The sequence below is a fragment of the Streptomyces sp. DSM 15324 genome, from assembly GCF_001514285.1.
Taxonomy (GTDB): domain Bacteria; phylum Actinomycetota; class Actinomycetes; order Streptomycetales; family Streptomycetaceae; genus Streptomyces.
Map to the genome: position 1 here is coordinate 88,174 of NZ_KQ949031.1, position 11,940 is coordinate 100,113.

9 protein-coding genes and 1 pseudogene are annotated in these 11,940 nt (G+C 71.6%); 6 read left to right on the plus strand and 4 right to left on the minus strand.

Annotated features, from left to right (window positions below):
- Positions 1–41: 41 nt before the first annotated feature.
- On the minus strand, positions 42–1,241 hold the full coding sequence (locus tag AQJ58_RS26490; RefSeq protein WP_067254466.1) for a glycosyltransferase family 4 protein: 1,200 nt from the start codon (positions 1,239–1,241) through the stop codon (positions 42–44).
- 31 nt (positions 1,242–1,272) lie between these two features.
- Positions 1,273–2,253 carry an NAD-dependent epimerase/dehydratase family protein gene (locus AQJ58_RS26495; RefSeq protein ID WP_067254468.1) on the minus strand — a complete coding sequence of 327 codons (981 nt, stop codon included), beginning with the start codon at positions 2,251–2,253 and terminating at the stop codon, positions 1,273–1,275.
- Between the two features lie 187 nt (positions 2,254–2,440).
- Here AQJ58_RS26495 and AQJ58_RS26500 point away from each other — a divergent pair, with 187 nt between their 5' ends.
- From AQJ58_RS26500 to AQJ58_RS26520, 5 genes and pseudogenes are all read left to right on the plus strand, one after another.
- Positions 2,441–3,913: a hypothetical protein gene (locus AQJ58_RS26500; protein WP_234360309.1), complete on the plus strand. Its 1,473-nt coding sequence runs from the start codon at positions 2,441–2,443 to the stop codon at positions 3,911–3,913.
- Positions 3,910–5,490 carry a YveK family protein gene (locus tag AQJ58_RS26505; RefSeq protein ID WP_067254470.1) on the plus strand — a complete coding sequence of 527 codons (1,581 nt, stop codon included), beginning with the start codon at positions 3,910–3,912 and terminating at the stop codon, positions 5,488–5,490. The genes AQJ58_RS26500 and AQJ58_RS26505 overlap by 4 nt, the downstream gene beginning before the upstream one ends.
- Entirely contained in the window at positions 5,487–7,028 is a 1,542-nt protein-coding gene (locus AQJ58_RS26510) for an oligosaccharide flippase family protein (protein WP_067254472.1), read from the plus strand. Before AQJ58_RS26505 ends, AQJ58_RS26510 begins: the two co-directional genes overlap by 4 nt.
- 86 nt (positions 7,029–7,114) lie before the next feature.
- A complete protein-coding gene (locus AQJ58_RS26515; RefSeq protein WP_067254475.1) occupies positions 7,115–8,764 on the plus strand; it encodes a hypothetical protein in 1,650 nt (549 codons plus the stop codon).
- Positions 8,761–9,177: pseudogene (locus AQJ58_RS26520) on the plus strand (adenylyltransferase/cytidyltransferase family protein); the annotation flags it as partial. The gene AQJ58_RS26515 and the pseudogene AQJ58_RS26520, both read left to right, overlap by 4 nt.
- 21 nt (positions 9,178–9,198) lie before the next feature.
- On the opposite strand, the gene AQJ58_RS26525 reads toward AQJ58_RS26520, so the two are convergent.
- On the minus strand, positions 9,199–9,900 hold the full coding sequence (locus AQJ58_RS26525) for a CDP-alcohol phosphatidyltransferase family protein (protein WP_067254478.1): 702 nt from the start codon (positions 9,898–9,900) through the stop codon (positions 9,199–9,201).
- An 82-nt stretch (positions 9,901–9,982) separates the two neighbouring features.
- Here AQJ58_RS26525 and AQJ58_RS26530 point away from each other — a divergent pair, with 82 nt between their 5' ends.
- The gene (locus AQJ58_RS26530; protein ID WP_107122165.1) at positions 9,983–11,422 is read left to right on the plus strand and encodes a glycosyl hydrolase family 28-related protein; all 1,440 of its coding nucleotides are present in this window, start codon (positions 9,983–9,985) and stop codon (positions 11,420–11,422) included.
- Positions 11,423–11,519: 97 nt separating this feature from the next.
- Here the strand turns inward: AQJ58_RS26530 and tnpA are convergent, their stop codons facing one another.
- Complete coding sequence (gene tnpA / locus AQJ58_RS26535; protein WP_079079259.1) at positions 11,520–11,936, minus strand: IS200/IS605 family transposase; 417 nt, start codon at positions 11,934–11,936, stop codon at positions 11,520–11,522.
- Positions 11,937–11,940: the final 4 nt, after the last annotated feature.

An 11,940-nucleotide genomic window follows, 5' to 3' on the forward strand; every position in this document is an offset into this window, starting at 1 on the left:
CGAGCGGTTCGGCCGCCGGGTGCGGCCGAACCGCCGCCCGTTCAGCGCCGCCGCGCGCGGCTCGCCGTACGGAGGATGTCCTCGAAGCGCGAGGCGCAGTCCTCCAGGGCGAACTCCCGCTCGGCCAGGGCCCGGCTCTCCTTGCCCAGCGACTCCGCGCGCGCCGGGTCGGAGAGGACCTCCCGCGCCCAGGAGACGGCCTCGTCGAGCGCGCCCTCCTCCGGCGGGAACACCGCCGACCCCGCCCGGTGCAGCAGCCGCGCCGCCAGGTTGGTGGCCGGCATCAGCCCGAGCACGGGACGTCCGGCGCACAGGTACGACAGGGTCTTCGACGGTACCGAGAACTCCCCGGCGTCCGCGCCCAGCAGCACCACGAGGAGATCGCCCGAGCCCAGCACCTCGGGCAGCCGCCCGTAGGGCTGGAAGGGCAGCAGGGTCAGATCGACGCCCCGCTCGGCCGCCGCCCGGCGCAGCACCGGCACCGCGGGGCCGTCGTTGACGACGACCAGCCGTACCGGGGTGCCCCGCGCGCCCAGCCGCTCGGCGAGCAGCACCAGCAGCTCGGGATTGTGCTTCAGGCCGAGCGTGCCGGAGTACAGCACCGTCCGCACCCCGTCCAGGCCGTGCTCGGCCGACCAGGCGTTGGCCCGGTCGACCGGCACGATCTCGTCCAGCGGCGCCCAGTTGGGGATGACGGTGACCTTGCCGGCCGTGCCCCACTCGCGGTGCACGCGCAGGAACGACTCGGCGATCACCACGACGGCCGCGGCCTGCCGCGCCGACCACTTCTCGCCGGCGCCGAAGACCTTCGCGGCGATGCCCATGGACCGGGCGACCTTCTCGGCGGCGAAGCTCTTCATCGCCACGGCCGTCACGTCCTGGTGCCACAGCACCCAGGGGACGCCCATCCGCCGCAGGACGCCCGCCGCGACCACGAGCACCGGGATCGGCATGTTCGACAGCAGCGCCACGTCGGGCTTCTCCCGCCGTACCTGCCGGGCCAGTTCGAGGCCCAGCAGGGTCTCCTGGCGCAGCCGGCGGACGTAGGCGTCCTTGCGCAGCGCGGTGCCGTCGCCGATGGTGACGAAGCGCAGCCCGGGGGTGTCCCCGGCGAGGTTGCCCTTGCCGGAGACGTAGGCCGTGCACGTCGAGTGGACGACGTCGTGACCGCGGCGCGCCAGTTCACGGCTGAGCTGGGCCTGGAAGGGGTGGCCGCTGTAGTCGTGGACGAGGATCCTCATGGGTTCACCGCCTCCTCTGCTCGCCCGCGGCTCACTGCTGGGAGCGCTTGACCTGGTCGTAGACCCAGGCGTAGGTCGTCTCCAGGCCGTCGAGCAGGGGCACCGACGGCTCCCAGCCGTGGATCTCCTGGATCAGGGTGTTGTCGGAGTTGCGGCCGCGCACACCCTGCGGGGCGTCCAGGCGGTACGCGCGCTCGCAGCGGACACCGGCGATCTCCTCGACGAGGTCGACGAGCTGGTTGATGGTGACGAGCTCCGAGGAGCCGAGGTTGACGGGGATCCCGCTGTCGCCGTTCAGGATCATCTGGCTGCCGTGCACGCAGTCGTCGATGTACATGAACGAACGGCTCTGGAGTCCGTCGCCCCAGATCTCGATCCGGTGGTCGCCGCTGAGGACCGCCTCGGCCACCTTGCGGCAGACCGCGGCCGGCGCCTTCTCCCGGCCGCCGGTCCAGGTGCCGTGCGGGCCGTACACGTTGTGGTAGCGGGCCACGCGGGTGACGAAGCCGTAGTCCTCGGCGTAGTGCCGGCACATGCGCTCGGAGAACAGCTTCTCCCAGCCGTAGCCGTCCTCGGGCTGCGCCGGGTAGGCGTCCTCCTCCTTGAGGGCGGTGAGGGCCGGGTCGGTCTGCTTGCCGGCGGCGTACACGCAGGCGGAGGAGGAGTAGAAGTAGCGCTCCACACCGGCCTCGTGGGCCGCCTGGAGCATGTGGGTGCTGGTGAGCACCGACATCATGCAGGCGGCCTTGTTGTTCTCGATGAAGCCCATGCCGCCCATGTCGGCGGCCAGCATGTACACCTGGCGCGCGCCCCGGACGCCCGCCCTGGCGCTGTCCAGGAGCGAGAGGTCGGCGACCACGTTCTCGGCGTCGGGGTGGACCTGGTACCAGTCCTGGCGCGGCTTGATGTCGACGGAGCGGACGGTCAGTCCCTGGGCGAGAAGGTCGCCCACCAGATGACCGCCGATGAAGCCCCCGCCCCCGGCGACGACGACGTCTACCTGCTGGCTCATACACAACTCCTCTGCGAATGGGGAGGTCTGATGGCCGATAAGCTATGCAGACTTGTCATGATTTGGGGTAATTGGCACGCCGAGAATTTCACGATTTCTGCGCGCCTGGGGTGATTAGCGCGATCTAAGCGCTATATATCCTTCAGTGATGTTTCAGCCTAAATATTCGCTCGACGGAGAGGCCGGGATGCAGGACGCTCGCGTCCGCAGTGTGGCTGCGGTCTCCCTCTGGGCCGTGGCACTGACGGTCCTGCTGCCGGGGCTGATCCTCCAGTCGCACGGTGCGCACCCGTCGGCCGCGCTCGTCCTGCAAGGCGTCGTCGTGGTGCACAGCGGCGGCGCGCTCGCCCGGGTGCTCACCGCCTCCCGGGTCCGCTTCGTCGCCCTCGGCTTCTGGGTCTTCGCGTACATCTGGCTGGGGCTGGCGGGCCTCGCGATGCTCGCCGCCGACGCGTACCCCTGGCCCTACCGGACCGACGAGACCACCGCGCTCGTGGCCGTGGCCCTCGTCGAACTCGGCCTCCTCGCCCACAGCGCGGGAGCGGCCCTCGCCGCCCGCCGGGAACGCGTCCGCGGGCACACCGCCCCGCCCGGGCGCCTGGAACGCGTCCTCGCCCGCAGGGTCGCGCCCTGGCGCCTGCTCGCCCTGTGCACGCTCGCCCTCGGCCTGGCCGTCGTGCTCATCGCCGGCCAACCCGGCCGACTGGGCGCGTACTTCACCAGCCGGCAGGCCATCACCGAGGCCGGCGGGGAGGACGCCTCACTGCGCTCCCTGCTCAGCTGGTCGCTGTCGGTGCCCGCGTTCTGGGCGCTGCTCGGACTGCTGAGGGTGCCGTGCCGCCCCGGCGGCGACCGCTGGCTGCGCGCGGTGCGCTGGCTGCTACTGCCGGTGCTGCTCGCCCTCAACGTGGTCGTCAACAACCCCATCAGCAAGCCGCGGTTCTGGGCCGGCATGGTCCTGCTGACCCTGCTGTTCTCGGTGCCCCGGCTGTGCCGGCCGCGGGCCTTCCGCGTCACCTCGGCCGCGATCCTCGCCGCCCTGCTGTTCGTCTTCCCCTACAGCGACTACTTCCGCTACAGCGACCGCGAGACCCTGACCGTCGCCTCCCTCGCCGACCAGTTCACCTCCAACGGCGACTACGACGCCTTCCAGCAGATGCAGACCGGTGTCGACTACGCCCACGACCACGGGTTCTCCCCGCAGAACGTCCTCGGCCCGCCGCTGTTCATGGTGCCGCGCGCGCTGTGGCCGGAGAAGCCCGAGGACACCGGCATCTCCCTGGCCGAGTACGCCGGGTACGAGTTCCACAACCTCTCCGCGCCCCTGTGGATCGAGAGCTACCTGTGGGCCGGCCCCCCGGCGGTGTTCCTGGTCTTCCTGCTGCTCGGCGCGTTCGGCCGGCGTGTGGACGACATCCGCCACCGGCTGCGCGAGAGCACCGGCGCCCTCGCCGCGCTGCTCGTCCCCGCGTTCGCCTTCTACCAGATGGTCTTCCTGCGCGGCAGCCTGCTCGCCATCGCGGGTCCGCTGACCCTGCTGGTGGCCGTGCCGCTGCTCATCACCACCCCCGTCGCCCGGGCATCCCGGTTCCGCTCTTCGGCGATGCCGGCCGCAACCCCCCGTCACGCATCGATCCCCGGAACAGGAGGGCACCCGTGACCGGCCCCATCCATCTCGACGACCGGTACGACGAGCCGGACCAACTACGCGACCAACTGCGCCGCATCCTTCGCCACCGCGCCCTCATCGCGCTGGGCCTGGTCCTGGGACTGCTCGGCGGGCTGGCGCTGGCCGAGTACCGCGCGCACACCTACACCGCCACCGGTGAGGTCCTGGTGCGCTCCACCGCCGACCCGTTCGGCGCGGTCGGGGTCTCCGCCGACAACCAGGTCAGCATGACCACCGAGCAGCAGGTCGCCACCAGCGCCGAGGTCGCCCGCCGGGTCGCCCGCGCCCTGCGCCTGCCCGAGAGCGAGGCAGGCGGCCTCGCCTCCCGGCTGCGCGTCACCAACCCGATGAAGTCCCGGGTGCTGCGCTTCGAGTTCACCGCCGGCAGCCCCCGGCGCGCGGCCGAGGGCGCCAACGCCTTCGCCGAGGCCTACCTCACCGACCGCAAGAGCCGCAACGACGCCGCCGTCCGGCGCGCGACCGACGCCCTCGGCCAGCAGATCCGGGTGCTCAACCAGGATCTGGCCGAGGAGAAGCTGGAGCAGAAGGACGCCAAGACGGCCGCGCAGAGCCAGCTCTACACCCTCCAGAAGCGCGTCCTCGACATCAAGTCCCGGGACACCGACGCCGGTGACGTCGTCCGCCGGGCCACCGCCCCGCACCTGCCGGTCGGCCCCGGTCTGCGCGTCCTGCTCGCCCTCGGCCTGGTGTGCGGCCTGCTGCTCGGCCTGGTGCTGGCCTGGCTGCGCTCCGCCCTGGACTCCCGCATCCGCTCGGTCGGCGAACTGCGCGGCGCGCTGCACGCCCCGGTGCTCGGCATCCTGCCCGACGACGAGGACGGGCACGGCGAACTGCTGAAGGTCGGCCGCACCGGCGGCGCCCGCACCGAGGCGTTCCGTGCCCTGGCCTTCCGGCTGCGCAAGACGGACGGCCCCTCGGGCCCCGGCCAGGTGCTCGTCGTCGCCCCGCGTGACGCCGACGCCGCCGAGGAGGTCGCCGCCAACCTGGCCGCCGCGCTCGCCGAGTACGGCGGCGAGGTCCTGCTGGTGGACGCCGACTCCGACGCCTCCGGGCTCTCGGACCGGCTGCCGCTGATGCCGTACGAGGCGCCCACCCTGGAGGAGGCGTTCCTGCCCAGCGGGAGCGTCCTCGTCGAAGCCGAGGTCTCCGGGCGGCTGGCCTTCCGCTCCGGCGGCGGCATCGGCGCGCACACCCGCTCGAGCCTGTCGACCGAGGCCCACCGGCTGCGGCCGGGCGTCGAGTCCACCACCGTCGTCGTGACGGGACCGTTCCTCACGCACGCCGACGCGCTCGCCGTGGCCCAGCGCGTCGACGGCGTCGTGCTGGTCGTCGGCCTCGGTACCACCCGCCAGGACGACCTGCGCCAGGTGCAGGAACTGGTCGACTGCTCCGGCGGACGCCTCCTCGGCACGGTCCTCGACGCCGCCCGGCCCCGCCGGCGCCTGCGGCTGCCGGGCCGCCGCCCGAAGTACCGTCCGGCGACGCACCCCGCCGCGCCGATGGAACTTCCCGCCCAGGACGGCACCTTCTCCGTCTCGCGGCGGTGACCGCCGCCGACACGACCGCTCCCACCCGCGCCGGGGCCGAGGCCCCGCGCGCGGTGGCGGCGGTCGCCCGGGGTGGCTGGTGGGGGATGGCGGGCTCCGTCGCCAACGCCGTCTTCTCCTTCCTGCTGGTCGGCCTGTTCACCCGCGCCGTCGGCGCGGACGGCTCGGGCGTGGTCTTCACCGGCGTCGCCCTGTTCACCATCCTCAGCAACACCTGCAAGCTCGGCGCCGACGCCGGGCTGATCCGTTTCGTACCCCGGGACCTCGCCCTCGACGACGGCCGCTCGGTCCCCGACCTGCTGCGTATGGCCGTACTGCCCGCAGCCCTGGTGTCCACCGCGGCCGCCGCGCCCCTGTTGCTGTCGTCCACGGTGGCGCGGCTGCTGCTGCCCCAACTGCCCCCGGCGGACGCCGTCTCACTGGTCCGGCTCTTCGGCGTCTTCCTGCCGGTCACCACCGTGGGCATGGTCCTGCTCGGCGCCACCCGGGCCTACGGCACGGTCGTCCCGTTCGTCGCCGTGGAGCAGATCGGCAAGCCGGTGCTGCGGCTGCTGATCGCCCTCCCCGTCGCCTTCCTGCTGCCCAGCCTGACCGCGCTGGCCTCGGCCTGGCTGCTGCCGGCGCTGGCCGGTGCGGTGGCCGCCTGGTTCACCCTGCGCCGCTGCCGGGCCGCTCGGGGCCCGACGGCCCCGGCCGCCGGCGGGACCGTGTCCTGGCGGACGTTCTGGGGCTTCGCCGCGCCGCGCGCGGTCTCCTCCGTCTTCGACATCAGCGCCGTGTGGGTCGGCGTCATCCTGCTGTCGGCCATGGCCACCGCGGGGGAGGCCGGCGTCTACACCGCGATCGGCCGCGTCGTCACCGCGGGCACGCTCCTCCAACTCGCCGTACGGCTCGCCGTGGCGCCGGAGGTCAGCCGGCTGCTCGCCCTCGGCGAGGAGCCCGAGGCGCACTCCCTGCACCGCGTGTCGACCTGCTGGATCGTGCTGTTCTCCTGGCCGCTGTTCGCCCTCCTCGCGGCCTTCCCCGGGACCTTCCTGTCCGCCTTCGGGCCGGAGTTCGTCCGCGGCGCCCCCGCCCTGGTCGTGCTCTGCGCGGCCTCCATGGTCAACGTCGCCGTCGGCAACGCCCAGACCGTGCTGCTGATGGCCGGCCGCAGTTCCTGGCATCTGGCCGTCACCGCGGTCGCGTTCACGGTCCAGTTGACCGTCGGGGTGCTCGCCGTCCCGGCCTGGGGCGTGCTCGGGGCCGCCGCGTCATGGGGCGCGGCCATCGTGGTGGAGAACCTCGCGGCGGCCCTGCTGATCCGATGGCGCCTGGGGTTCCCCACCGTCGACCGCGGCTATGTCACCGCCCTCGGTGTCGCCCTGACCGTGTGCGTGGTGCTGGGAGCCGCCCGTACGAGGGAAGGTGACACCCCATCAGGACTCGCCGTGGGGATGGCCTTGGGAATGTGTGTATTTGCTATTAGTTTGTGGCGATATCGGACGTCGCTGAGAGTGAACGAGCTCGCCGGAGTGTTGCGCCGCCGCGCCGCATGAGGCCGGCCCCGGCCGCACCCCTGCGGCCCACTCGGTGGGCGTCTTCCGACTCCGTACCACTCCCACCACTGCCACCCGGGGTTCCCTTGCACCTGAGAAAGCTCCGCTCGAAGCCGGTCACCAGGGTCGCCGTCACCGCCCTCGTGTGTTCCGCAGCCCTGCTCGACGCCTCCCTCGCCGCGGCCGCCGACAGCGGTCCCAAGACGTTCTCCGCCGATGCGCTGCCCACCTGGCAGACCGAAGGCATCGTGTGGTCGATGGCCGCCGCGAACGGCGTCGTCTACGTCGGAGGATCCTTCGAGGCGGTCCGCCCGCCGGGTGCGGCGCCGGGCCGGAAGCTGGTGGCCCGCCGCAACTTCGCCGCGTTCGACGCCGTGACCGGCAAACTCCTGCCCTGTGCCCCGTCCTTCACCGGGTACCACCACACCGTACGGGCCATGAAGGCCTCCGCGGACGGCCGGGTGCTGTACATCGGCGGGTCCTTCGACACCGCCGGCTCCGAGAAGGCGGCCAACGTGGTCGCGCTCAACACCGCCGACTGCTCGGTGCGCAAGGACTTCAAGCCGACCGTGTCCTCGACCGTGCGGGCCGTCGAGCCCACGGACCGCGCGATCTACCTCGGCGGTGACTTCGGCCGGGTCTCCGGCGAGACCAGGAGCCGTATCGCCGCCGTCACGCCCAAGGGGGCGCTGCTGCCCTTCAAGGCCGAACTCGACCAGCCGGTGCGCGCCCTGTCGGCCGCGCTCTCGCAGGGGCGCCTCTTCGTGGGCGGCGACTTCGAGAAGGTCAACGGACAGTCGGCCCGCTCCCTGGTCACCCTGAACCCGGTCACCGGCGCCACCGTGCTCGCCTACCCCGGCTGGTTCCCGAGCCAGTCGTCGGTGAAGACGATCGCCCAGGACAACTCCCGCTTCTTCGTGGGCGCGGAGGGGCATGGCCCGGGCATCTACGACGGCCGGATCGCGGGCCGGACCGCCACCGGCATCATGGTGTGGAACGACACCTGCCGCGGCGCCACCCAGTCCGTCCTGCCCTACAACGGCGTGCTCTACAGCGCCTCGCACGCCCACGACTGCAACGAGACGCCCGGCGGCTTCCCCGACCGGGGCGACCGCCAGCACTTCCTGGCCCAGCGGGTCGACGACCGCAGGATCCTGCACTGGTTCCCCGACACCAACGGCGGCCTCGGCGAGGAGGTCGGCCCCCGCGTCCTGGTGGCGTCGCGCGGCTTCCTGTGGGCGGGCGGTGAGTTCACCGAGGTCAACGAGGCGCCCCAGCAGGGTCTCACCCGCTTCGGCGACAAGGACACCGGCGCTCCGGAGGAGCCCCCCACGCTGTCCCTGTCGGCGGCCGAGCCCGGCAGGGTCACCCTCGCCTGGCGGGCCGCCTGGGACCGCGACGACGCCGTCCTGACGTACCGGATCTACCGCGACGGCAAGCTGGTCACCCGCCAGGCCAAGTCCTCCGCGTTCTGGGACCGCCCCCGGATGACCTGGACGGACACGGTGCCGGCGGGCTCCCGCCACCAGTACGCCATCGAGGTCACGGACGGCACCAACACCGCGGCCAGGTCCCGTTCCCTGACCGTGAACGTGCCGAAGAAGCCGGCGCAGCAGACCACCGCTGCGCCGAAGCAGACGGCCCAGGGCGGCGCCCAGACCGCGCAGTCCGGCCAGACGGGCAGGACGGCCGAGTCCGGCCGGACGGCCCACCGGGGCACGGGTGAGGCGCGATGACCCGCATCGGATTCGCCCCGGGCGTCTACGACCTGTTCCACATCGGCCACCTCAACATCCTGCGCGAGGCCCGGCGCCACTGCGACCGGCTCGTCGCGGGAGTGAGCTCCGACGAGATGACGCTACGGCTGAAGGGCAAGGTCCCGGTCGTCCCGCTCGCCGAGCGGCTCGACATCGTCCGCAGTGTGAAGTACGTCGACGACGCCATCGTGGAGACGGAGGTCGACAAGCTCAACACCTGGAAGCGCGTCGGCTTCCACGTCATCTTCAAGGGCGACGACTGGCGCGGCACCCCCAAGTGGCTGGAGTACGAGCGGCGGTTCGGGGAGGTCGGGGTGGAGGTCGTCTACTTCCCGTACACCATGCACACCTCCAGCACCCTGCTGCGCAGCGCCCTGAGGATGCTGGCCGCCCACGAACCGCCGTCGATCCCCTCAGCGCAGCTCCCGGAACCACTTCACCAGGAAGGCGGCCATGAACAGGACGTGTGCCAGCAGCAGCGTGGAGTACACCGCAAGGAAGACGTCCTGACTGCCCAGGAATAGGAAGGCCAGACAGGTCAGGCCGTAGTCGACGGGCAGTAGCAGGACGGCCCTGAAGGCCGGGGGCGCACCGGGCGGAACCTCGCCCGGTGCCCGCCGCTTCAGCTTCTCCGTCAGGATGCCGGCGAAGAAGATCACCACGGCCGCGAGCTGGAAGACCATCGGCGCCAGCAGCCAGAGCGGGCTCGGCAGGGCGAAGAACCGGTAGAACGACACCAGCACCACCAGGTGCAGGGCGAGGATCTTGACGCAGTCCAGGACATGGTCGAGCCACTCGCCCGACGGACTCCCCGACCGCTGCCCCCGCGCCAGCTGACCGTCCGCAGAGTCCAGGAAGAACCCCATGGCCAGGGCCGCGCCCACACCCGCCGCCATCGGCGGCGTGGGCGGCAGCAGCGCCACCGCGGCCAGCGCGGGGAAGGTGAACAGGGCGCCCAGGACGGTCAGTTGATTGGGCGTCGCCCCCGCCTGATAGGCCAGCGCGGCCAGGACCCGCCCGGCCGGGCGATTGACGAACCGGGTGTAGAGCGAGACCCCCTTCGCGGGCTTCTGGGCCGCCGAAAGATGCCGCAGAACCTCGACGAACTCAGCCATATCCCTCCTTATAAGAGCGAATCTCATGTCAATTGAACAAATCGCTAGAAAGAAGGCAATTATGGCAGAGCGGGGAGGCGGGATGTCCCGTGTGAGCCGTCGGCAGCTCCTGCGTGGCGGGGTGACCCTGCTGGGCGCGACCGTCCTCACCGGCCACAGCGCGTCCGCCGCGTCGGGACCGGGAAGCGGCCCCGGCGCCCCGGTCGGCCCCGCCGGTGCGGTGCGGGCGCCGGCCTCCGCCGGTCTGCTGTCCCGGGTGATCAACGTCCGCGACCTCGGCGCGGTGGGCGACGGAACCGCCGACGACACCGCCGCGTTCGAGTACGCCTACGCCCTCGCCGCCGCCCGCGTCTCCCGGGGCATCGGCCGCACCGTGATCGAGATCCCGCCCGGCGAGTTCCTCATCACCCGTCCGAACGCCCTGCTGAACGGGGTCGCGCCGCTGCGCCCCGCCAACGGGCTGCGCTTCTCCGGCGCCGGCAAGCGCATGACCACCCTGGTCTTCCGCCCGCCGGTCGGCCCCGGCTCCTCCCTGTGCCGCAACGAGGACATCTGGGCCAACCTGTCCTTCGAACGCATCCAGTTCCGCTCGGCGACGCCGGGCGCCTCCTTCTTCACCTCCTACTCCACCGGCCAGGCGCAGGACTACCGGTTCTCGGAGTGCGAGTGGATGGGGGAGTGGGAGTACGGCATCTGCCTGGACGGCACCGACACCAACTCCGAGATGCGCTGGGAGGCGTGCCGGGTCGGCGGCGCCTACCGCAGGGCCTTCCTCTACTCGGGCCTCACCGGCCGGGGCCAGCAGCCCAACGACCAGGACCAGTTCCTCAACTACTGGTTCACCGACATGAAGGTCGAGTACGACTGGGGCAACTTCCTGGAGTTCCCCTACGGGGGCTCCATCACCTGCCGGGGCGGCTCGTACATCATCACGGGCACCCGGCCGCCGAGCCAGGAGTACGGCACCACGAGCACCTTCTTCCGGTTCCCCGTCGCCCAGCACCACGACTCGGTGCAGCGTTTCCACGCCCAGGACATCCGGTTCGAGGTGCGCAACCCCGACGCGCGGGTCATCGACTGTGTGTGGAAGAGCGGCACGGTCCACTTCAGCGACTGCGACGACACCGGCCTGGCCTTCAAGGACTTCGCGCCCGAAGTACGGCCGCACCGCTATGTCGTGGGGCCGCGCGGACCGTTGATCCGGTACGACTCCTGCCAGTTGGTCGGCCGCCACGAGTACCGCACCGACGGCGCGCGCGACTCCCTGCCGACGGTGGCCCGCTACGACATGTGTCTGCTGCGCAGCCATGCGCAGGAGGAGTTCGCGGTCACCGACGGCACCGCGAAGCCGGATTTCGTCAGCTTCGTCGACTGCCTGGCCGACGCCGAGGCCGACACCACCGCACCGCCGTCGGCTTCGGCGGCTTCGCCGGCCCCGGCGGCACCCGGGACGGCCTCCGCCGGTCCGGGCGGGACCACGAGCCCGGCGACGGCCCCGGCACAGACGCCTCCGCCCGCGTAAGGGAACGGCCCCGGGTCGGGGTTACCGGGTTTCTTGCAGAAGGCCCCGGCGTTCACGCCGGGGATGAATGCATCTCAAGGCTGCTGTGACGTGCACGTCAGAGCGGACGTTTTTGCTGCTCGATGTACTGGCGGACGATCGCCAACGGTGCTCCGCCGCACGATGCGGAGAAGTACGAGGGCGACCACAGATGTCCGTGCATGATGGCGCGGTCGATCCGGCCGGTGAACTCCTGCCGTATCCGGCGGGCGGAGACGCCCTTGAGGCTGTTGACCAGCTTGGAGACGGCGACCTTGGGCGGGTAGTGCACCAGCAGGTGGACGTGATCGTGTTCGCCGTTGAACTCCTTCAGCTCCGCTTCGAAGTCCTCGCAGACCTTGCGCATGATCTCCTCGCAGCGTGTCAGCATCTCGTCGGTGAACACCCCGCGCCGGTACTTCGTCACGAAGACCAAGTGCACATGCATCGCCGAAACCACGTGTCTGCCACGCCTGTAGTCATTCGGTCCATCCATGAGA